General features: G+C 59.5%; 23 protein-coding genes (1 of these 23 running past the window's edge). 13 read left to right on the top strand and 10 right to left on the bottom strand.

What is annotated here, in order from left to right:
• Positions 1–8 precede the first annotated feature (8 nt).
• The gene (locus ONZ54_RS19255) at positions 9–671 is read right to left on the bottom strand and encodes a CatB-related O-acetyltransferase (protein WP_271786934.1); all 663 of its coding nucleotides are present in this window, start codon (positions 669–671) and stop codon (positions 9–11) included.
• 305 nt (positions 672–976) lie between these two features.
• Between ONZ54_RS19255 and ONZ54_RS19250 the strand changes: the two genes are divergently transcribed.
• Positions 977–1,405 carry a DUF2753 family protein gene (locus ONZ54_RS19250; protein WP_005320494.1) on the top strand — a complete coding sequence of 143 codons (429 nt, stop codon included), beginning with the start codon at positions 977–979 and terminating at the stop codon, positions 1,403–1,405.
• A 3-nt stretch (positions 1,406–1,408) separates the two neighbouring features.
• Here ONZ54_RS19250 and ONZ54_RS19245 read toward each other — a convergent pair whose 3' ends face one another.
• Positions 1,409–2,158: an enoyl-CoA hydratase-related protein gene (locus tag ONZ54_RS19245; RefSeq protein WP_271786933.1), complete on the bottom strand. Its 750-nt coding sequence runs from the start codon at positions 2,156–2,158 to the stop codon at positions 1,409–1,411.
• Between the two features lie 89 nt (positions 2,159–2,247).
• Here ONZ54_RS19245 and ONZ54_RS19240 point away from each other — a divergent pair, with 89 nt between their 5' ends.
• From ONZ54_RS19240 to ONZ54_RS19230, 3 genes are all read left to right on the top strand, one after another.
• Positions 2,248–2,688: a copper chaperone PCu(A)C gene (locus ONZ54_RS19240; RefSeq protein WP_005320497.1), complete on the top strand. Its 441-nt coding sequence runs from the start codon at positions 2,248–2,250 to the stop codon at positions 2,686–2,688.
• Between the two features lie 92 nt (positions 2,689–2,780).
• Positions 2,781–3,410, top strand: a complete 630-nt coding sequence (locus ONZ54_RS19235) for a TIGR04219 family outer membrane beta-barrel protein (RefSeq protein WP_034283590.1) — start codon at positions 2,781–2,783, stop codon at positions 3,408–3,410.
• 21 nt (positions 3,411–3,431) lie between these two features.
• Positions 3,432–4,109, top strand: coding sequence for an SDR family oxidoreductase (locus tag ONZ54_RS19230; RefSeq protein WP_005320501.1), 678 nt, complete (start codon positions 3,432–3,434; stop codon positions 4,107–4,109).
• A gap of 225 nt (positions 4,110–4,334) precedes the next feature.
• Here the strand turns inward: ONZ54_RS19230 and ONZ54_RS19225 are convergent, their stop codons facing one another.
• Positions 4,335–5,246 carry a LysR family transcriptional regulator gene (locus ONZ54_RS19225; protein ID WP_169047367.1) on the bottom strand — a complete coding sequence of 304 codons (912 nt, stop codon included), beginning with the start codon at positions 5,244–5,246 and terminating at the stop codon, positions 4,335–4,337.
• A 216-nt stretch (positions 5,247–5,462) separates the two neighbouring features.
• Here ONZ54_RS19225 and aguA point away from each other — a divergent pair, with 216 nt between their 5' ends.
• Both aguA and ONZ54_RS19215 read left to right on the top strand, forming a co-directional pair.
• The gene (aguA, locus tag ONZ54_RS19220) at positions 5,463–6,560 is read left to right on the top strand and encodes an agmatine deiminase (RefSeq protein ID WP_271786932.1); all 1,098 of its coding nucleotides are present in this window, start codon (positions 5,463–5,465) and stop codon (positions 6,558–6,560) included.
• A 280-nt stretch (positions 6,561–6,840) separates the two neighbouring features.
• Complete coding sequence (locus tag ONZ54_RS19215) at positions 6,841–8,544, top strand: amidase (protein ID WP_271786931.1); 1,704 nt, start codon at positions 6,841–6,843, stop codon at positions 8,542–8,544.
• 308 nt (positions 8,545–8,852) lie between these two features.
• Here ONZ54_RS19215 and ONZ54_RS19210 read toward each other — a convergent pair whose 3' ends face one another.
• Positions 8,853–9,758 (bottom strand): hypothetical protein, encoded by a 906-nt coding sequence (locus ONZ54_RS19210; protein WP_271786930.1) that lies wholly within the window; start codon positions 9,756–9,758, stop codon positions 8,853–8,855.
• Positions 9,759–10,328: 570 nt separating this feature from the next.
• On the opposite strand from ONZ54_RS19210, the gene cphA reads away from it, so the two are divergent.
• On the top strand, positions 10,329–11,093 hold the full coding sequence (gene cphA, locus ONZ54_RS19205) for a CphA family subclass B2 metallo-beta-lactamase (RefSeq protein WP_271786929.1): 765 nt from the start codon (positions 10,329–10,331) through the stop codon (positions 11,091–11,093).
• Between the two features lie 224 nt (positions 11,094–11,317).
• Positions 11,318–12,589 carry an MATE family efflux transporter gene (locus tag ONZ54_RS19200; RefSeq protein WP_271786928.1) on the top strand — a complete coding sequence of 424 codons (1,272 nt, stop codon included), beginning with the start codon at positions 11,318–11,320 and terminating at the stop codon, positions 12,587–12,589.
• Between the two features lie 88 nt (positions 12,590–12,677).
• Here ONZ54_RS19200 and ONZ54_RS19195 read toward each other — a convergent pair whose 3' ends face one another.
• Positions 12,678–13,928, bottom strand: a complete 1,251-nt coding sequence (locus ONZ54_RS19195; RefSeq protein WP_271786927.1) for a DEAD/DEAH box helicase — start codon at positions 13,926–13,928, stop codon at positions 12,678–12,680.
• Positions 13,929–14,123: 195 nt separating this feature from the next.
• Positions 14,124–14,993, bottom strand: a complete 870-nt coding sequence (locus ONZ54_RS19190) for a LysR family transcriptional regulator (protein WP_058395302.1) — start codon at positions 14,991–14,993, stop codon at positions 14,124–14,126.
• Between the two features lie 224 nt (positions 14,994–15,217).
• Here ONZ54_RS19190 and ONZ54_RS19185 point away from each other — a divergent pair, with 224 nt between their 5' ends.
• Positions 15,218–16,450, top strand: a complete 1,233-nt coding sequence (locus ONZ54_RS19185; RefSeq protein ID WP_005320517.1) for an MFS transporter — start codon at positions 15,218–15,220, stop codon at positions 16,448–16,450.
• Positions 16,451–16,455: 5 nt separating this feature from the next.
• On the opposite strand, the gene ONZ54_RS19180 is transcribed toward ONZ54_RS19185, so the two are convergent.
• Positions 16,456–16,914: a hypothetical protein gene (locus ONZ54_RS19180; protein ID WP_271786926.1), complete on the bottom strand. Its 459-nt coding sequence runs from the start codon at positions 16,912–16,914 to the stop codon at positions 16,456–16,458.
• A 180-nt stretch (positions 16,915–17,094) separates the two neighbouring features.
• Here ONZ54_RS19180 and ONZ54_RS19175 point away from each other — a divergent pair, with 180 nt between their 5' ends.
• On the top strand, positions 17,095–18,003 hold the full coding sequence (locus ONZ54_RS19175) for an SAM hydrolase/SAM-dependent halogenase family protein (RefSeq protein ID WP_096118838.1): 909 nt from the start codon (positions 17,095–17,097) through the stop codon (positions 18,001–18,003).
• A gap of 53 nt (positions 18,004–18,056) precedes the next feature.
• Here ONZ54_RS19175 and ONZ54_RS19170 read toward each other — a convergent pair whose 3' ends face one another.
• From ONZ54_RS19170 to ONZ54_RS19160, 3 genes are all read right to left on the bottom strand, one after another.
• Positions 18,057–18,497: a DUF6515 family protein gene (locus ONZ54_RS19170; RefSeq protein ID WP_271786925.1), complete on the bottom strand. Its 441-nt coding sequence runs from the start codon at positions 18,495–18,497 to the stop codon at positions 18,057–18,059.
• Position 18,498: 1 nt separating this feature from the next.
• Entirely contained in the window at positions 18,499–18,789 is a 291-nt protein-coding gene (locus ONZ54_RS19165) for a hypothetical protein (protein WP_234595642.1), read from the bottom strand.
• 146 nt (positions 18,790–18,935) lie between these two features.
• Positions 18,936–19,496 carry a gamma carbonic anhydrase family protein gene (locus ONZ54_RS19160; protein ID WP_058395296.1) on the bottom strand — a complete coding sequence of 187 codons (561 nt, stop codon included), beginning with the start codon at positions 19,494–19,496 and terminating at the stop codon, positions 18,936–18,938.
• A 236-nt stretch (positions 19,497–19,732) separates the two neighbouring features.
• Between ONZ54_RS19160 and ONZ54_RS19155 the strand changes: the two genes are divergently transcribed.
• The 3 genes from ONZ54_RS19155 to ONZ54_RS19145 form a co-directional block, all read left to right on the top strand.
• Positions 19,733–20,383 (top strand): ribonuclease T2 family protein, encoded by a 651-nt coding sequence (locus tag ONZ54_RS19155; protein ID WP_271786924.1) that lies wholly within the window; start codon positions 19,733–19,735, stop codon positions 20,381–20,383.
• Positions 20,384–20,455: 72 nt separating this feature from the next.
• Positions 20,456–20,734, top strand: a complete 279-nt coding sequence (locus tag ONZ54_RS19150; protein ID WP_059112443.1) for a hypothetical protein — start codon at positions 20,456–20,458, stop codon at positions 20,732–20,734.
• Between the two features lie 2 nt (positions 20,735–20,736).
• Positions 20,737–21,393, top strand: the 5' portion of a protein-coding gene (locus ONZ54_RS19145) for an NAD(P)H-dependent flavin oxidoreductase (protein ID WP_271786923.1). 390 nt of this gene lie beyond the right edge of the window; the window shows 657 of its 1,047 coding nt (coding positions 1–657); the start codon lies at positions 20,737–20,739; its stop codon lies off the right edge, out of view.

The following is a 21,393-nucleotide window of genomic DNA, read 5'->3' as shown; positions in this document are numbered from 1 at the left end:
TCGTGTTTTTACTCCTGTTCGGCTGAGTGCCAGCGAGCGGCGGCCTGTTCCAGCAGCGCCACCTCTCCTTGCTGGATCAGCGGCAGCAGGGCTTGCACCTGCTCATCCGGCCAGTCCCACCAGGCCAGTGCTTGCAGCCGTGTTGTTTCTTGCACAGCAAAGCGCTGGCGGATCACCCTGGCGGGCGCACCCGCCACCATGCAGTAAGGTGGCACGTCCTGTGTCACCAGGCTGCGGGCGGCGATAATGGCGCCATCCCCGATAGTGACCCCCGGCATTATCATGGCGTCCATCCCGATCCAGACATCGTTGCCGATACGGGTATCGCCGGCGGGGCGGTAGCTGCGCTTGAGGGCATCCGGATCGGCAAACGGATAGGTGCTGATAAACGCCGGGTTGTGGGTGTGGTTGCCTCCCATGATGATCTTCACGCCCGCGGCGATTTGCACATAGTCGCCGATATGGAGCCTGTCTATGTGCCAGAGCGGCTCCCAGCCGGTGTCGGGTGAGCGGCTCCAGCTGTCACCGTGCAGATAGCGCACGGCCTCCTCTTCAAAAGGACCGTCCCAGGCCCCCGAGTAGTAGCTGTGCTGCCCCTTGAGGCGGATGTTGGGATTGGTCACCGTCAGATGCAGGTACTCGACCTGCGACCAGTGTTGGCAGTGCTTCATGGCTGTGTTCCTCGTTCAATGGATAAAGGGATAAATGGCGCGAGGAGCGCAGCTAATAGATCCAGACCAGCAGGCGGGGCACGCACAGTGTCGAGCAGCCGAGCGCCTGGGGTAAACGGGGTCGCAACATGAAAAGGGGATCCTGACAGTGGAGGCCAGATGATGGGACCGGATGGTAAGACATGAGAAGGGCGATGCCAACCGGTTGAGCGCCTTGCTGGTCAAATCCTGCACAAAAGGTCCGGTTGATATTCATTCTCAACTGGGCATGATAAGGATCCCACCCATAGACTCGGGAGATCAGCATGACCCATCATATCTGGCAGCGTTACATGCTGGAGGCGGAAAACGCACTGGGCGCGGGGGCGCTGGGTGCGGCTATTTGCCTCTATCAGCAAGCCCTTGCCGAAGTGTACGAACTGGCCAGCGATGATCTGGATGAGCTGGCCAGCATGCGGGTGGCCACCTGCCATCGACTGGCGGATTTCTGGCGCGCCATGGAAGAGCCTGCCTATGAGCTGCGCTACCTCAAGCTGGCCTCCGAGCTGGTGACGGCACTGGTGCCCCAGTGCCCGAACCGGGAGTGCGAGTCCCTTGTCAGCGAACTGGGTTGCTGCCAGGCGGCGCTCATCTCCTTCCTCAAGCGTCACCCCAATCCCGAGATCGCCCGGCTGATCCAGCTGCAGGACAAGGTACAGGGCTGCGAGCTGATAGGTCGGTTTCGTCTCAACTGAGGATCAGGCCCTGAGTTTGAGCCTTTGCGCGATCCTGTGTTGCGTCTCTTCCCCCTGCAAGGCGAGGGAGAAGGCGCGCGCCTCCAGATCTATGACGAAGTGTACCGCCTGTTTCAGCTCCTGTTTGAGCAGTGCCTTGCTCTTTTGCAGCGCCTTGGGCGGCTTGGCCGCCAGCTTCAATCCCTGATCCCGAGCCAGTGCCAGCAGCTCGTCGGCGGCAACTACCCGGTTGGCCAGACCAAGGCGCAGTGCTTCATCAGCGTCGATGGCCTCGGCCAGCAGCAAGAGTTCCGCCGCCTTCAGATGACCCACGGCGCGGGGCAGCAGCAGGCTGGAGGCAAACTCCGGCACCAGCCCCAGTTCGACGAACGGCAGTTGCAGCCGGGCATTATCCCCCAGATAGACAAGATCGCAGTGCAGCAGCAAGGTGGTGCCGATCCCGACTGCCGGCCCCCCGACCGCGGCGATGACGGGCTTGGGAAAATCCGCCAGTGTGTGCAGGAACTGCAGTATGGGGTCATCGGCATCCAGACTCGATTTGCCCATGAAGTCCACCAGATCGTTGCCGGCGGTGAAACAATCGCGCTGCCCCTGTATCAGCAACACGTGTATGGCGTCATCTTGTGTCGCTTGCCGCAGTGCCTGAGTGAGCGCACGATACATGTCGGTATTGAGGGCATTGCGCTTGTCGGGGCGATTGAAGGTCAGGGTGAGCAAGCCATCCTGCTGCTCGGCAACGATAATGGGGTCCATGTCTAAATCCTTGTTATCACAGGCTGCCAAAAGATTACTGCTGCGGTAAGCTTTACGGCGTTTAACAACATCATAAAAGGATTTCAACCATGTTTAAACGTGCGTTTTACTCCCTGCTGGCGCTCGGTCTGGCCGCACCGGCCCTGGCCAAGGTCGAAGCCGTCGATGGTTATGTGCGCCTGTTGCCTCCGGGATCCCCCAATACCGCGGCTTTTCTGGTGCTGAAAAATGACGCCGACAAGCCGGTGAAGCTGGTGGCCGCGGCCTCGCCCGAGGTGGGGCGCGCCGAGCTGCACACCCATCTGCATGAAAATGGCGTCATGAGGATGCGCCAGGTCGAGAGCATAGCGATCCCGGCCAAGGGGGAAGTGGCACTGAAACCCGGCAGCTTTCATGTGATGTTGTTCGAGGTGCGCGAGTTGTCACAAGGCACTCCTTTCCCGCTGACCCTGACCATGGATGATGGCCAGACGCTGGAATTGAGCCTGCCAGTGAAGCCGATTGAACCCATGGCAGGGATGCAGCACTGACATTAATGGACGCTTGTTCAGCTTTTTGCACTGTGTATTCCCGCCACACTGGGTAAAATGATGGCCTTTCCAGTCCATAAGAGAGTGAAATGATGAAGAAGACCTTGATTGCCGGTTGTGTGCTGGCCCTGTTCAGCCAGGCTGCCATGGCCGCTGATGACTGGCGTATCGCTGCCGGTGCCGATGTATGGAACGCTCAGGGCAGCGGCCAGATTGACGGTATCGGGGCCAACGGCAGCTATGACGAGAACTACAACTGGAGCGGCTACCTGCAACTGGAGCACGGTATCATTCTGCTGCCCAACGCCAAGTTCGAGATCTCCGATTTCGGTACCAGCGGTGGTGCCCTCAACAACGATCTGATGGCCTACGACCTGAGCCTCTACTATCGCCTGTTCAACAACGACCTGTTCCAGATCGATCTGGGCCTGACCGGTCGTCGTTACGATGGCGATTTCAACACCCAGCACTACTCCTATGACAAGGATGTGCTGATGGCTTACACCGGTGCCGAAGTGCGCATTCCGGGTACCGGCTTTGCCGCCTTTGGCGATGCCCGCGTGCAGGATGCCGACAACTATGACTACCGTCTGGGTGGCTCCTACAAGTTCGCTGCCGTACCTCTCAAGGTCCGTGCCGGCTGGCGTGATGCGAGCATTGACTTCGATCGCGTTGATCAGCGTGTAGATGGCTGGTTCATCGGCGGCGAATTCACATTCTGATCTGACTGACAGGAGCTGATAATGGGTCACATCATAGTGACGGGGGCCGGGTCCGGTCTGGGCCGAGCCCTGACCATAGGACTGGTTGAACGGGGCCATCAAGTCTCCATGATGGGGCGTCGTTATCAGCGACTGCAGCAGCAGGAACTGCTGCTCGGGAGCGCCGTGATTGGCATAGTCGCCGATCTGGCGCACCACGAAGACGTGGATGTGGCGTTTGCCGCTGCCGTGGAGTGGGGTGGTCTGCCGGAGCTGGTGCTGCACTGTGCCGGCACCGGTGAGTTCGGTCCGGTCGGTGTCTACACCGCCGAGCAGATCCGCCGGGTGATGGAGAGCAATCTGGTCTCCACCATACTGGTGGCCCAGCAGACGGTGCGCCTCATCGGCGAGAGGGGCGGTGTGCTGGCCAATGTGCTCTCCTCCGCCGCTCAGGTAGGCAAGGCCAACGAGAGTCTCTACTGTGCTTCCAAGTGGGGCATGCGCGGCTTTCTGGAGTCCTTGCGTGCCGAGCTCAAGGACTCTCCATTGCGACTGGTGAACCTCTATCCGAGCGGGATCCGCAGTGAATTCTGGGACAACACGGATCACGTCGACCCGAGCGGTTTCATGACACCGGAAGATGCGGCCGCCTACATGCTGGATGCGCTGGAAGCCAGAAGCAGCTGTCACGTGACAGACCTCTTTATCGGTCGCAACTAGGCCCCTTCGTCAGCCAGTACGCCACTGCTGTGATGCACTTCAAGGCCCGCAGCCCACCTCTGGGCAGCGGGCCTTATCACAAGCGCCCAGATGACGCATCGAGTTGCCTCACGTCAAACACGGGCTGCTTCTCCTCGAATGCCTTGCTTCCTACTTCCTGCCAGGCGCCTGTTCAACCCCTTCCCGCTACGCCAATCTCCCCAACATCATTTGCACGCCTGCTGTTTATGGCTGGCTCACCAGTTCCTTCATCATGTCTTTCAGCCATATCAGTGCGGGTTGCTGTGCATGCACCGGGTGCCAGACGCAGTTGAGGTGGTAATCCGGTACATCCGCAGGCAGGGGCAGGCTTTTCAGCGGCCAGTGGTTGGCGAGCAGTTCGGCCACCATGCTGGGCAGCACCAGCAGGTGGTCGCTCTGGCTGACAATGGTCGCTGCCGACATATAGCTCTGGCTGTTGACCGAGATGGTGCGGCTGTGGCCCAGGGTGCTGAGGTAGCGATCCAGACTCGCCTCCGAGGTGCCCAGCGGCGAGTGGAACACATGGGGCATCTCGATAAGCTGTTGCAAGGTGATCCGCTCCTCCTCCAGCTCCAGGGTGGCGCGCACCAGACCGGCCAGGGGCTCGGTGAGCCAGGTCTCCTTGCCCAGATACCTCGGCACCTGCATGTATTCGTCAAACCCCAGCACCAGATCGATCTCGCCGCTCGCCAGCTCGGCTTCCGGCAGCGTGTCGCGCAGTATGCGGATCTCTATGGTGACGCCGGGTGCCAGCTTCTTGAGGCGCTGCATAAGCGGCGGGATCAGCACGCACTCCACATAGTCAGTGGTACAGAGCACGAAGCGCCGTTTGGACTGGCTCGGTTCGAACACCTCCTCGTCGCTCAGTTGCTGCTCCAGCAGCCGCAGCGCCTGCTGTACCCCCAGATGCAGTCGCTGGGCGCGGGGAGTGGGCAGCATGCCTTGCGGGGTACGAACCAGCAGCGGGTCGCCAAAAAAGGTGCGCAGCCGGCCGAGGGCGTGACTCATGGCGGGCTGACTGATAAACAGCGCTTCGGCGGCGCGGGTGACGCTGCCCTGTGTCATCAGGGCGTCAAAGGCGAGCAGCAGATTGAGGTCGAGCTGGTGCAGTTTCATGGAGGGATTATTTGCCTTGTTTATGGGACAATCCATCCTATTCATTTGATGGATGTGAGCGCAACTTCTTACACTGCGGCCACACTCATTTTTCCCGGGTGCGCTAGGCGGTTGCGCAGCCGATGACCAACTGGTGGGCCGTCCGGCACGCTGCCGGGGCGATCGACCGCCCGTTTCCCCTCTTACCGGCCCTGTGAGGCCCGCAAGGATATTGCGATGAGCATCAAGACTATTGACTCCACCCCTGCTGCTGACGGCTTCACCATGCCCGCCGAGTGGGCACACCAGCAGGCCGTCTGGATGATCTGGCCGTTTCGCCCGGACAACTGGCGTGAGGCCGGTCGCTTCGCGCAAGCCACCTTCGCCAAGGTAGCCGATGCCATAGGGCAGGCCACCCCTGTCTTTATGGGCGTGCCCGCCCAGTTTATGGAGCAGGCCCGCGCCATCATGCCCGCTCACGTGACCCTGGTCGAAATGGCCAGCGATGACTGCTGGGCCCGCGACACTGGCCCGACAGTGGTCACCAACGCCGCTGGCGAGTGCCGTGGTGTGGATTGGGGCTTCAACGCCTGGGGCGGCCACAAGGGCGGGCTCTACTATCCCTGGGATCAGGATGAAAAAGTGGCGGCCCAGATGCTGGAACAGCACGGCATGGATCGTTACGACGCGCCGCTCATTCTGGAAGGGGGCTCCATCCACGTCGATGGCGAAGGCACCTGCATGACCACAGCCGAGTGCCTGCTCAACGAAAACCGCAACCCGCACCTGACCAAGGAGCAGATCGAAGCTTATCTGCGCGACTATCTGGGCGTGAAGAGCTTTATCTGGCTGAACGAAGGCGTCTACATGGACGAAACCGACGGCCACATCGACAACGTCTGCTGCTTCGTGCGCCCGGGTGAAGTGGCCCTGCACTGGACCGACGACCAGAACGATCCCCAGTACGCCCGCTCCCTGGCAGCCCTCAAGGTGCTGGAAGCGGCGGTCGATGCCAAGGGCCGCAAGCTGAAAGTGTGGAAGCTGCCCCAGCCGGGCCCGCTCTACTGCACTGAAGAGGAGTCTGCCGGTGTCGAGAGCGGTACCGGTGTGCCGCGCGAGGCTGAAGGTCGTCTGGCCGGTTCCTATGTGAACTTCCTCATCACCAACGATCGCATCGTCTACCCGCTGCTGGATGCCGCCACCGATGGCGAAGCCCAGCGCATTCTGGAAGAGATCTTCCCCGAGCATAAAGTCGTCGGCGTACCGGCTCGGGAGATCCTGCTGGGCGGTGGCAATATTCACTGCATTACCCAGCAGATCCCCTCTGGCAAGTAAGAACCGGATGACGATCCTGCTGCGAGGCAGTTATTAGAGGCTTATGTGCAGCTCGCTTATGTGGAACAAACGGCTCATGTATTCACATACACTCCGGTTCCTGCGCTGCTCTTCACCTTGCTGACGGCCTCTCGCGACGGGTCGTAAACCGGTTTACGCCAGCAGTGGTTGGTATTCAAAACCCCACGCCGTGGGGTTTTATCTCTTGATGACGTGATGGTCGAAGGCGCTGATGCGGCGATCATCATTACAAAAAGTCACCCTTTTACAGGAGATCCAAATGATCGAAGTGACAGAGGTTTCCATTGCCGAGCTGCGCGGTGCGCTCGAATCAGGCCGCACCACAGCGGTTGAACTGGTCAAGGCCTATCTGGCCCGTATCGAGGCCTACAACGGCCCCGAGACACAAACCCGCCTCAACGCCCTGGTGGTCGCCAATCCCGATGCGCTGAAAGAGGCAGAAGCTTCCGATGCCCGCCGCGCCCGTGGCGAACCCCTGAGCCCGCTCGACGGCATCCCCTACACCGCCAAAGACAGCTATCTGGTCAAGGGGCTGACGGCCGCCTCCGGCAGCCCGGCCTTCAAGGATCTGGTGGCCCAGCGTGATGCCTTTACCGTTGAGCGGCTGCGGGCCGCAGGTGCCATCTGCCTTGGCAAAACCAATATGCCACCCATGGCCAATGGTGGCATGCAGCGCGGCGTCTATGGCCGTGCCGAGAGCCCCTACAACGCCGACTACCTGACTGCGCCGTTTGCCTCCGGTTCCTCCAACGGTGCCGGCACCGGCACAGCTGCCAGCTTCTCCGCCTTCGGTCTGGCGGAAGAGACCTGGTCGAGCGGCCGTGGCCCTGCCTCCAACAACGGTCTGTGCGCCTACACACCGTCCCGTGGCGTCATCTCGGTGCGCGGCAACTGGCCGCTGACCCCGACCATGGATGTGGTGGTGCCCTACGCCCGCACCATGGCCGATCTGCTGGAAGTACTGGATGTGGTGGTGGCCGACGACAGCGATCCCCGTGGCGATCTCTGGCGCCTGCAGCCCTGGGTCAAGATCCCCAAGGCCTCAGATGTGCGCCCGGCCTCCTATCTTGAGCTGGCCGCCGGTGCCTCTGCCCTCAAGGGCAAGCGCCTCGGCGTGCCGCGCATGTTTATCAACAAGGATGAACTGGCCGGCACCAGCGAAAACCCCGGTATCGGCGGCCCGACAGGTCAGCGCATCCATACCCGTCCGACCGTGATCGCTCTGTGGGAAGATGCACGCAAGGCGCTGGAAGCCGCAGGCGCCGAGGTCATCGAAGTGGACTTCCCGCTGGTCTCCAACTGCGAAGGGGACAGACCCGGCGCGCCGACCGTGTTCAATCGCGGCATAGTCACACCTGAGTTCCTCAACGACGAGCTGTGGGAGCTCTCCGGCTGGGCGTTTGACGACTTCCTGCGCGCCAACGGCGATCCCAAGTTGAACAAACTTGAAGATGTCGATGGGCCGAAGATTTTCCCCCACGATCCGGGCACCCTGCCGAACCGCGAGGGCGATCTGGCGGCGGGCATGGACGAGTACGTCAAGATGGCCAAGCGCGGCCTCAAGCGCTTTGACGAGATTGCCTCTGTGCCGGACGGCCTGCGTGGGCTGGAGCAGACCCGCAAGCTGGATCTGGAAGAGTGGATGGACGGCCTCAAGCTCGACGCCGTGCTGTTCCCCACAGTCGCCGACGTCGCCCCGGCTGACGCGGACGTGAATCCAGCCTCCGCCGATATCGCCTGGAGCAACGGCATCTGGGTTGCCAACGGTAACCTCGCCATTCGCCATCTCGGCGTGCCGACTGTTACCGTCCCCATGGGCGTGATGGCAGATATCGGCATGCCGGTGGGCCTGACCTTCGCCGGTCGTGCCTATGACGACAACAAGCTGCTGCGCTTTGCCTCGGCCTTCGAGTCAACCGGTAGCAAGCGTATGGTGCCGCCGCGCACGCCGCCGTTGGGGTGAGTGTTATTGGATATATAAAGAAAGATCACCTGCTATATAGCAGGTGATCTTTCATTTGCTGAATGAGGTATAGAGTCCTCATGAAAATATTTACCATTTACAATCATAGTAAGATATTACTAGATATATGAGAACATGAAAGACATAATCTTTTATTTAATAGTTCCAGTCTATAAGAATGTTTTGTCATCATTGATTTTTGGATGGTTTGCAATTAGTGACAAGCCTTAACTTTATAAGGCTTGTCACTTATTATGCATCTATATATAAAGATGTTTTTGGGTGGGTATATGTGGCCGAATTGGATGTTAGCTTGTGCCTTCTTTGGGTATGTTTATTTGTAGCAGAGAAAACACTTCGTTCCGTATGCTATCAGTACTATTTTTTGAAAATAGAGTTGGAAATAATTTTTCAAGATTTTGTAAACTATGAAAATTTGTTGTTACTGCGCTAGTATTAATGTCATACGTCACATTAAAATATTGTCCAATATTTTCCAGAGCTTTATCTTCAGTTCTAAAAACACACCTTGCTGATGGGGTTTTTGATTTTATAAGTGCTCTTGCATGCGCTGTGCGAACGAAGGACATAATATCACCAAGTATATTGCTTGGGTTAAATTCCGAGCCATCTTTTTTTATTTTTAGAATTTTTTGTGCATCGCGACAACCATGAAGTGCTGACACGCATATAATAACAACAAGGTGACTTTGTTCGAAACCAATCTTTTTACTAAAATCAACGATTTTTCTGGTTAAACTAATGCGTTCAATTTGTTCTGGAGTACTATGTATACCTAATTTGTTATAATAATCTAGCAGCTCAATAGCAGGTCCAATAGAAAGTTCTGCTCGTTCGTCTATATGATATCTTTCATCCATCATTGTTGGGATTAATAATTTAAAAGATTCTAATGGTTCATGCATGTTTTCCTTGCCAATAACCCCCTTTATTGCTCTCCAGTCATTTTCAAACTCTTTTATTGCGGTGCTTTCGGTTAGGATATGTCTCCTATCAGTAGTTTTTTCTATAATGGCAAGTAGAAATGAAAATCTATACTTATTGCTCTGGGCCATGATTTCTAATTCTTGTAGCCTCGTTTTTTTTCTAGAGTCCTTTCCTCGAAGTATTTTTTCCCTGTTTTTAATTATCCCAATGGTGCAAATGTCCATTAATAATATGTTTTTAGGTACTGCTCTAGTAGGTTTAATCATATTTTTAATCATTAATTTTAGTTGGATATAGTTAATTAAATAGCTTACTCATGTTGAGTCCCGAGTGGGGCTCTGTAAGATTTTATGGGAAAGCGTCATCTTTTGATAGAGGAATGTAGGTTCGAATTGTGAGGTGTATTCGGACGAGCGCTAAAAAGAGACTAACAAGAGGTTGTTAGTACTCAAGGTTTTCTGCTCGTTTTTTCATCTTCACACCGTGGGGAATGAAGGGCCGTAGGTTCGAATAGCGAAGCGTATTCGGACGATCGCGAAAGGTGGCCGAGAAGCCGCTGGTATCCAGAGTTTCCTATCGGTCTTGCCGTGACTCGGTGCGCTGCGGTATGCGGACGATTACGCTGCGCTAATCGTCCCTACGTGGTTTGGGGCTGGCCTGCTATATCGTGTCTTGCGGGATTGGTGACGACACCCCCTCCGACGTCCCCCCAACTTCACCTTCTCTTCACACAACCTCATTTTCCCCTCACAAATCTCCCGTATCTTCTGCCCACTGCGTAAAGGGCTCGGCTTGCCACAGGGGTGGCGAGGGGGCGCTTGTATCGAGGGAGCAAGATGATGAAAGGTTGGATAAAGTGCGGACTGGCCGGTGCTCTGGTGCTGATGGCGAGTTTCTGGGGCGGCAGCGTGCATGCGGCGGCGATATCGCTTACTCAGGTGAGCGGCCCCGTGTATGTCGTAGAGGATAACTACTACGTCAAAGAGAACTCCATGGTCTATTTCGGGGCCAAGGGAGTGACGGTAGTGGGGGCGACCTGGACGCCGGATACCGCCCGCGAGCTGCACAAGCTGATCAAACGGGTCAGCAACAAGCCTGTGCTGGAGGTCATCAACACCAACTACCACACGGACAGGGCAGGGGGGAACGCCTACTGGAAGTCCATCGGTGCCAAGGTGGTCTCGACCCGCCAGACCCGGGATCTGATGAAGAGCGACTGGGCCGAGATCGTCGCCTTTACCCGCAAGGGGCTGCCGGAGTACCCGGACTTGCCGCTGGTGCTGCCTAACGTGGTGCACGATGGCGACTTCACCCTGCAAGAGGGCAAGCTGCACGCCTTCTACACAGGCCCGGCCCACACGCCGGACGGTATCTTTGTCTACTTCCCTGACCAGCAGGTGCTCTATGGCAACTGCATCCTCAAGGAGAAGCTGGGCAACCTGAGCTTTGCTGATGTGAAGGCGTATCCGCAAACGCTGGAGCGACTCAAGGCCATGAAGCTGCCCATCAAGATTGTGGTCGGCGGTCATGACTCGCCACTGCACGGCCCCGAGCTGATTGATCACTACCAGTCGCTGATCAAGGCCGCGCCGCAGGCATAGAGAGCCAGGGCGCAGGGATCCCAAGAAGCGGGGCACCCTTGAAGGGTGCCAGCCAGAGAAAACGCCCAAACGGGCGTTTTCCTGTTTTCAGCGCACCGGATTTTCTGTGGCTGATTTCCGAGTCTTGCCGACCGGCAGCTGGCCCCCGGCATTAAGGCTGTTCAAGCCGGGTGGGCTTTCATAAGATGGATTCCTCTCTGGCCAGGCAGTAACAAGTGACTGTTATGCAATATAAATCCCTCGAGCGGCTGAAGCAGGCCTTTGTCACCGGCATGTGGGCGTCACTCGCCAGCATCATCATGGGTTTCGCCTTCAAGGTGTGGCTGGCGCAGTGGGTGGCCAAGGGAGACCTGGCGCTGTTCAACAGCGTGGTGGATCTCATCTCCCTTTCCCTCATCCTGATGACCGGCTTTCGCTCCTCCATGGTGGTGAGCTACTCCCAGACCAAAAACGACAGAGACATCATCAATATCTTCCGCTACTTCCTCATCGGCATTGTGCTGCTCACCTGGGGGATAGTGATCCCCTATATCAAGCACGGGCTCCATATCCGGGTGGAGTACCTGCAACTGGTGGGGATCATCTTCGGGCTGGGGCTCAAGGTCTACTTCACCAATCTGGTGGCCATGTACCGCATGTATGACATTTCCAACAAGGTCACCTGGCTGGAGCCGCTCGCCAACGCCCTGATGTTTATGGCCTGCTACTTCGGGCTGGGGATGGATGCACTCTCGTCGCTCTTCTACGGGCTGACGCTCTCGTCGCTGGGTATTGCCCTCTATATGTATCTTTATCGCCGCCGGGACATCGCTACCCGACCGCTGGCCAAGGTGGCGCTCGGCCCGGAGATGGTCAGCTATGTGAAGAAGAGCTTTACCGCGTCCCTCGAAGCGGGGGCCAGTATCCTGATGATTTACATTACCGTGCTGCTCACCATACGCCACTTCAGCATCGACGAGCTGGGGGATTTCCAGGTGGTGGTGCGCCCGATCTTCACCTATATGACGCTGCTGTTTGTCTTCCCCATCTACCGCTTCGTGCTGCCGGAGCTGGCGGTCAATCTGCGCAACGGCGATCACCGCCAGATAAGGCTTATTCGCCGCTGGATCTTCCGTCTCTCCGCCATCGTCAGCCTGGTGTTCTTTATGCTGATGCTGCTGGCGGGCAAGCCGCTGGTGTTGCTGCTGTTCCCCGTCGACTATGTGGGGGCCGTGCCCGTGCTGTTCCATTTCTCCATCTTCTTCATCTTCATGATGCTCAACGGCTATCAGCTCGCCTATATCAAGGCCCATGGTCACTTTACCCAGAGCCTGCTGATCCGGTTGGCGGGCATAGTGGCGCTGGTGGCGGCCTACTATCTGGTGGCCCGCTTCACCACCAATGTGGTGGCCATTATCGTGGCACTCGGTCTCGGTTATATGGCGATGTTTATCCTCTCGACCCTGGCGGAGCGGCGGATCCTGAAATCCCTGCCATTGGTGCTGGCTACCCGCTAGGTGCCAAGTCACCAAGCATAGTGCTGGCCCTTGTCGGATAATAAAAAACGCCCATGCGGGCGTTTTTTATGGGCGGCGTTGAGGCTGCTTAACGCTGGCCCTTGCCACTCTTGTTGCCGCCGAGGGCCTGTTTTCTGGCTCTCTGTTTCTGGGCTGCCTTGCTGTTGCGGCGCCGCTCGGGTTCGAAACGGGTGAGGTCTGGCTCAAAGCCCGGGAACCACTGCTGGGGCAATCGGGTGTCGAGCACGGCTTCCACCTTTTCCAGCAGCGGCGCATCTTCCGGGCTAAATAGCGTGATGGCGAGCCCCTTGTTACCTGCGCGGCCGGTGCGACCGATACGGTGGACGTAATCTTCGGCCACAAACGGGAACTCCAGGTTAATCACGTAGTTGAGATCCAAGATATCGAGACCGCGGGCCGCCACGTCGGTGGCGACCAACGCCTGCAAGGTGCCGGCGCGAAACTCCAGCAGCACCTTCTCCCGCGCCCCTTGCGACAAATCGCCGTGGAAGGCCAGCGCATTGATGCCCGCCTTGCCAAGCTGCTGGGCCAGCTTGTCGGCCCCCTGACGGGTGCGGCTGAAGATCAGCACAGGCGCCCAGCCTTTCACCTTGATCAGGTGCTCCACCAGTGCCAGCTTGCGCTCGCCATCCACGGTATAAACCCGCTGCTCCACCTCGGCCGCAGTGGTGTTGCGCGGTGCCACTTCGATCAGCTCAGGGGCGCGCAGCAATACGCGGCTCAAGGCAAACAGGTTGTCGTCGCAGGTGGCCGAAAAGAGCAGGGTCTGGCGATCCGCCGGTATCTGTTTGAGCAGCGCCTTGATCTCGTCCATAAAGCCCATGTCGAGCATCCTGTCTGCCTCGTCAAACACCAGATGGCTGAGGTGTTCAAGGCTCAAGGCCCCCTGACGCAGATGGTCGAGCAGGCGACCCGGGGTGGCGATCAGCAGATCCACCCCGGCTTGAAGCGCCTCTACCTGGGCGGCTATGCTGACTCCGCCATAGACCAGGGCGCAGGTGAGACCCGTACCTTGCCCGTAGCGCGCCACGCTATCAAAGACCTGCACCGCCAGCTCGCGGGTCGGCACCAGCACCAGGGCGCGGATGGGGCGGGGTGCGTCGCTCGCCGGGTGTTGCATCAGTTGCTCCAGCAACGGCAGCACGAAGGCGGCGGTCTTGCCTGTGCCGGTCTGGGCCCCCGCCATCAGATCCCGCCCCGTCAGAATGATGGGGATGGCGCGGGCCTGGATCGGGGTCGGCGCGGCATAACCGAGCTCGCTCAGGGTCTGCTGCAAACGGGGGGAGAGGGCCAGTTCGGCAAAGGAGGCAATGGACATAGGGGCACCAGTGTGGGGTTATCGCGGCCAGGGCCACGATGGAAACAATCATAGTGGCCGGCATGTTAACAGAAGCGGGGGTATGGGCAGAAGGCGGAGAGGGGGCTGGGCTTTATCCCTCGCCATATCCCCACGGTCGGGCTCGGGAGCTGCGCCATGGCGAGCAGCTCCCTGTGCTGGAACACTCTGTGCTGGTTAACGGCAGTGAAACACCTCTTCCAGCGCATCCACTACGGCGCGTACCCGGCTGGCCTTCTGCAGGTCGGGGTGGAGCACCAGCCAGATATCGACCGGATCGCTGAGGGCGGGCAGCACCCGTACCAGCTCGGTTTCTTTGTCTGCCAGAAAGGTGGAGAGCAGCGCTATCCCCAGCCCCTGACGGGCCGCCGCCAACAACAGCAGCTGGGCATTGCACTGCAGCACCACATTCGGCTCGTGCAGCGGCTCCCCGCACAGGCTGTGCCAGTGGCGGGAGACCAGCTCTTTGGCAAACAGCAGCAGGGCATGCTGGCTCAGGCCGAGGCCGCACTTGGGTGTGCCGTGTCTGGCCAGATAGTCGTGAGAGGCGTAGAGCCCCATCTCTATGGTGGTGAGGCGCTTGATCACCAGCTCGTCGTTGTCGGGGCGCAGGCCCCGAATGGCGAGATCTGCCTCGAGACAGGCGATATCACTGACGTTGACCGCCGTCTGCAGGCTGAGACGAATGCCGGGATGGCGCTCGCGCAGCAGGGTGAGGGCAGGCAGCACGAAGGCTTGTGCCAGGGTGTCGGTGGTGGCGATGCGTACCTCGCCGCACAAGCTCTGATCCCCGGCGCTTGCCTTGCGTTCTATGGCCTGGATGGCCTGCTCCATGGCGCTGGCATCGGCCAGCATGGTTTCGCCGAGCGGGCTCAGATCATAGAGTTTTGGTGTGCGGATAAAGAGTTTGGAGCCCAGATTCTGCTCCAGCGCCGTGATGCGTCGCCCGACGGTAGCCTGATCGACCCCCAGCACCCCGGCCGCGCCACGCAGTGTGCCCTGTCTTGCCAATGCCAGAAAAAAACGCGCGTCATCCCAGTTGATCATCGAGCCTCCCACTCAAGTTCCCCCCGCTGGGGCGAGCCCATTAGAAGCCAGCACAGGCGGGATCACAAGCCAAGTGTGCCCTGGTGTGCGTGCAAATAGATGCCGATCGCATGCATTATTGAAGCCGCATGATGCATTTGTGCTGCTGTCGGCGGCGCTGTGCGGGCGCTATCATGGCCGCCTCTCACCAGCGGGGTTTGGCCCCGCGCCCATCGGAGCCGTGCATGTCATCACCCTTGTCTACCCCCGGGCCCTGCCAGTCGGGCGCTGCCCATGGCGCCATTCTGCTGTTTCTGCCGCTGGCCCTGATGTCGGCGCTGCTCAACAGCAGCGTGCCTACGCCGCTCTATCCCCACTATCAGCAGATGCTGGCGTTGAGCGATGTGAGCCTCACCCTGATTTATGGTGGCTATGCGGCCGGCGTGCTGATCTCGCTGTTCGGAGTGGGCAATCTGGCAGGCCGGGTGACGGACCTGCGTGCCATGATATTGCCTGCGCTGCTGGCGGTGCTGGGTGGAGCCCTGCTCTTCTCCCTGGCCGATTCGTTCTGGTCGCTGCTGCTGGCGCGGGTCTTGGCCGGCATTGGCACGGGTGCGCTGACCGGCGCCGCCAATGTGGCGCTGTTGCGCTTCGGCCCCCGCGACGGCGGCAAGCGGGCGGCCCTCAGTGCGACCCTATCCTTCACTGCCGGACTGGCGCTCGGCCCGGTATTCAGCGGCTTGGCGCTGCAACTGGACTTTTATCCGACTCAGCTGCCCTTCCTGCTCATCATGGGACTGGCGACCTGCGCCATGGTCGGCGTTGTGCTGAGCTGGCCCGCCAGCGCACGAGCGCAGCCGCCAGTGGCATCGGGGCAAGGCAAGGGCTCCTTGGGGGAGGGGCTCAAAGCCACGGGGGCGGCGTTCTTCCTCTGCGCCCTGGCTCTGTTTACTGCCTGGGCGGTGGCGGCCAGTCTGCTGGCAATCGGTCCCAAGGTGGCTAGCCAGTTGCTGGGGATGCGGGATCTCGGCCTGTTTGGCTATCTCATCGCAGCCTATCTGGTGTTCTCCGGCCTTTGCCAGCTATGGGCTCGCCGCCTCGATGCCCGCCACACACTGCAGAGCGGCTGCCTTGCCCTGGCGCTCAGCGTGCTGCTGTTTACCGGTGCCGTTCACTATCAGTCGTTGTGGCTGGCAGGGTTCGGGCTGCTGGTGTCCGGTTATGCCCAGGGCGCCGCCTTTGTCGGCAGCGCGACTTTGGTCAATCGGATTGCCCCCAGCGCCAGCCACGCCCGGCTGGTGTCGCTCTTCTATGTGATCGCCTATGTGGCCAACTGGGTGCCTGTGCTGCTGGGCTGGGTGAGCGACAGCGTCGGCCTGCTGGCAGCGGTGGATGTGCTCGCCCTCGGCTCTGTTCTGATCAGTCTTGGTCTGGCCTGGGTTGTGTCGCGAACCCGCTTCGAGCGAGCCGCAGCCTGAGCCATTTACTCCGCTACTACTACCCGTTTGGCATCCAGGTGGTGCATCCATTCGCGCAGGATCAACAATACGGCGGCAAAGTGCCGTCCCTTGGGCAAGTGGGCCGCCGCCAGCGGGTCCCCTTCCACCATGGCGGCAAACTGGCCGAACAGCTGCTCTATGCTCTCCCGGCTCAGCTCATGGCTGCCAAGCTCGCCAGCCAGCGGGATCGGGCTGTACAGCGTCACCAGCTCGTGGGCCGGAATGCGGTCCGCCAGCGGCATGAGCGCATCCTCCACCACCATGATGGCCCGTTCCAGTTCGTGCGCCGTCGGCGGATCCTGGCGAAATGGCCCCGGTGTCATGGCGTCGAGACCAAATGCCAGCTTGTAGGTGATGGTGATGCCATCGGCCTGGGTGATCAGCACCTTGCTGATCTGTTCACCCAGATTCAACGCCAGGGTGGGGGCTTGGGGTCTGGTCATGTTGCTTCCTCTGTGATCCCGTCACGGCAAAGCCTATCCATACACCCGCCAGCATGCACTGGCGAGTGCTTTTCTGTTCCCCCCATACAGGTGAAACGGCTTGCAATGCTGATGATAGGTGGCATTCTGGATGTCTAAATGGCTGTTCTTGTTCATCTATCACGATTCAGGAGTTCTGATATGGATATTCGCACCGCTCCCCGGGCCCTTGCGCTCGCCCTCCTGCTGGCCAGCGGCATCGCCGCCGCCAACGAGGCCCTGGTGATCCAGACTGATTTTGGCCTCAAAGATGGCGCAGTGTCAGCCATGAAGGGGGTTGCCTTCGGGGTGGACCGCACCCTGCCGCTCTATGATCTGACCCACGAGATACCGGCTTACAACATCTGGGAAGGGGCTTACCGCCTCTATCAGACCCTGCAGTATTGGCCCAAGGGCACTGTGTTTGTCAGCGTGGTAGATCCCGGTGTGGGCACAGATCGCCACTCTGTGGTGCTCAAGACCAGGAGCGGCCACTACATCGTCACCCCGGATAACGGCACCCTGACCCTGGTGGCCGAGCACTTCGGCATAGACGCTGTGCGTCAGATCGATGAGAAAACCAACCGCCTCAAGGGATCCGAGAAGTCTTACACCTTCCACGGCCGCGATGTTTACGCCTATACAGGCGCCCGGCTCGCCTCCGGTGCCATCAGCTATGAGCAGGTGGGCCCGCTGCTGCCCGCCGACGTGGTGAAGATCCCTTACCAGCCGGCTGTGGCCGAGAAAGATGGCACCCTCAAGGGCACAATCCCGATCCTGGATGTGCAGTACGGCAACGTCTGGACCAATATCGACGAGACACTGCTGACCCAGGTGGGGGTCAACAAGGGGGACAAGGCCTGTATCAAGATCAGTGAAGGGGATGTGGTCAGGTATGACGGCAAGGCTCCTTATGTCAGCAGCTTCGGCGACGTGCCGGAAGGCCAGCCGCTGGTCTACCTCAACAGCCTGTTGCAGGTCTCGGTCGCCCTCAACATGGACAGCTTCGCCGCCAAACATCAGGTGCAGTCGGGTGCCAACTGGCATATCAGTTTGAAAAAGTGCTCATGATCATCCGCTGACACACATAAAACCGGGCGCCTTGGCGCCCGTTTTGTTGCTGCTTACCGCAGCGCGGCGGGAGGCGGCACTTCCGTGTAGTGCCCGTCAATCTCCCGCTGATAGTAGTGGCCGTCTCTGACGTAGTAGCGGCGACCATCCAGATCCAGCGGGATGAGGTGGGTCTCCGTTTTCACCAAGATGGCTTGAGTGGGTGGCGTGACCACCACATAGTGGCTCTCCTGTTGCTGGTAATAGATGCCGCCGAACACATAGTAGGTGAACCCCGCCAGCAATATGGTCTCTACCCCGCCTGGCAGCCTGTCGATGCGATGGCCCGGCGCCGGGGCTGACCAGGGGCCCGCATAGTGACCAGGGCGGAGGGCGGAAGGTGACATGTCTCGTCCTGGTGGGCCGCCCGGTCTGCCCATCTCGCCCTGGCCCGCGAGCGCAGGCAGGGTGATGAACAGCGCCAGCGCCCACGGCCAGAAGCGATCCTTGTTCATTTTATTGGCCCTTGAGCGGGGCAGTGGTGGGCTGGGCCCGGATGGCTTGCGGCGGCAACTCCCGCACACTGATCATCACCTCATAGCGTTTGTCTGTCTCGGCGGCAGGGATGTTCTTGAACAGCTCCTGAGCAGTCGCCTGGGGATCCTTGCTCTGCTTGCTGGCCTGATAGAGTACCGAGGGTGGCGGCATATGAGCGCCGGGGCGATCGGGAAGGGGAGGCTGCATGTCGCTGGCGTGCACAAACAGGCTGCCGAGCAGCAGGGGCAATAGGAGGGCTTTGCATGACATGGGATGACTCCATCCGGGTGAATATGACCCATCAAACGCCACACCTATGCTGCGCTCAATCGCTTTTACACACCCTTTTCACCCCCTTTACAGTTGTGACAACGGGCGCCTGAGCGCCCGTTGTGTGTCATGAAACCGGGTCGGCCTCAAAACTCGTTTGAGAGCGCCTTGTAACCTTTGACCAGGTCTATGTTGGTGTGAGCCACATCTTCGGAAAACTCGGTGGCATCCACAGTGACTCTGGGGATCTCGGCCAGATCGCTCTGCTGGTTGATGCGGGTCGTGGAGGGCACATAGAAGCCGGGGGGCAGATCGCAGCCATCCACCACAGAGTTGTGGCGCACCACTGAACCTTCACCTATATGGCAGTTGAACAGCACGCTGTTGAAGCCGATGAAGACCCGGTTACCGACTTCGCAGGGCCCGTGCACTATGCTGCGGTGGGCGATGGAGGTGTACTCGCCTATGGTGACGGCAGCGCCGGACTTGGAGTGGATCACCACCCCGTCCTGAATGTTGGAGTTGGCGCCGATGACAATGGGCTCCATGTCGCCATTGGCATCCACCTCGTCGGCGCGGATCACCGCATAGGGGCCGACAAACACGTTTTCCTTGATGATCACCTTGCCACAGATGATGGCTGTCTTGTCGATATAGGCGGACTCGTCGATGACCGGCAGGTGGCCGGATGGATTCTTGCGGATCATGTTGCATCCTGTTGAAGATGAAATCGGGATGGGGAAAGGGCGAGGCACGAGGGCCTGCCGGTGGGTCAGCTTACGCCTGTGGAACGGGAGGGGGAACCCTTTACTGGTCTGACCCCCAGGGGCGCGCTGTCATCTTGCCGGGGTGTTCCCTCTTCTCAAAATATGGGAGCATGACGTCTGCCGACGGGGCTGCGCTGCCGCGTTAGCACTCTTTTGATATAACGCTGGAACCCAAGATGAAGAAGATTGTTGTGCTGCTCGGCACCCTGCTGCTCTCCCCCTTGTACTCTTCTGCCGTGCAGGCCAAGGGGCAAGTGGGCGAGTTTGACTATTACGCCCTGGCGCTATCCTGGTCGCCGGAGCATTGCGCCATCAAACCGGCCGATCGGGATCAATGCTCCCGCCAGCTGGGCTTCGTGTTGCACGGCCTCTGGCCCCAGTACCAGCGCGGCTACCCGAGCAGCTGTTCCCGCGAGCGGCTGGATCCTGACATGGAGCAGCAGTTTGCCGGGCTCTACCCCAGCCGCTTTCTCTATCGCCATGAGTGGGAGAAACACGGTACCTGCTCAGGCCTCAGCCAGGGCCAGTATCATCAGCTGGCCAGCGACCTGCGTCAGAAGGTGAAGATCCCGGCCGCGTATCAGTCCCCTGCCGAGCCTCTGCGCAAAAGCCGCTTCCAGCTCAAGGCGGATCTGGCCAGTACCAACGACTGGCTGGCGCCAGACAACATCACGGTTGCCTGTGCCGACGGCGGTCGCTTCCTGCGGGAGGTCTACATCTGCATCAACAAGGAGGGGACGGATGCCGTCACCTGTTCCGACGAGATGCAAAAGCGTGAACTGCGCTCCTGCGGTCAGCCGGACTTCCTGCTGCGCAGCGTGCGCTGATCACTCTCTATCTTCATCGGGCCCCTTGCGGGCCTGATGTTCAAATACCGCCATAGGAAAGGAGTCTGGGCAATGACCGACATGAAACAGTTCTCGGCACAGGAACGAAGCTTGCTGCTTGGGGTGAAAGGGGTGGGTCCCACCGTCATAGGGCGGCTCGAACAGCTGGGTTACCACACACTGAGCGAGCTGGCCGAGGCGGATACAGCCCATATAGTCCAGCTGGTGGCCAGCATGCTGGGGTCGACCTGCTGGCAGAACAGCCCGCAGGCCCGCGGCGCCATTGATGGCGCCATAGCGCTGGCGCGCAGCCAGGTCGCTGCTGTTTCGGACTGTACGCGGGGTACATAGCCATGAACCTGTTTGCAGAGCTCGGGATGCGTTATCCCATCATTCAGGCGCCCATGGCGGGAGTGCAAAACAGTGCGCTGGCGCTGGCCGTCACCGGCGCGGGTTGTCTGGGCTCCTTGCCGGCGGCCATGCTCAGTCCGACTGACCTGCGAAGTGAGCTCGCTCGGCTTGCCGCCAGCGGTCTGGGGCCATTCAACATCAACTTCTTCTGTCATCAGCAAGGGGATCCCGATCCCCAGCAGGTTGCTCGCTGGCAACAGGCGCTGGCGCCTTTTTATGCCGAGTTCGGTGTGAGTACCGATGCTGTATCGAGTGGGCCAGGTCGTGCCCCGTTCAACGCCGAGCATGCCGCCATCCTGACCGAGTTCAAACCCGCGGTAGTCAGCTTTCATTTCGGCCTGCCCGAACCGGGCCTGCTGGCCCGGGTGAAAGCCACGGGAGCAAAAGTGTTTGCCAGTGCAACCACGGTAGCAGAAGCGAAGTGGCTGGCCCGCCATGGCGCCGATGCCATCATAGCGCAGGGACTGGAGGCAGGCGGCCATCGCGGCCATTTCCTCAATGAGGATCTCGCCTGGCAGCAAGGTACTTTTACCTTGCTGCCACAAATAGTCGCGGCGGTAGAGCTGCCGGTCATCGCTGCCGGTGGCATAGTCGATGGC

This window comes from Aeromonas salmonicida (assembly GCF_028355655.1).
Taxonomy (GTDB): domain Bacteria; phylum Pseudomonadota; class Gammaproteobacteria; order Enterobacterales; family Aeromonadaceae; genus Aeromonas; species Aeromonas salmonicida.
This window is presented reverse-complemented; position numbering and strand designations above follow the sequence as displayed.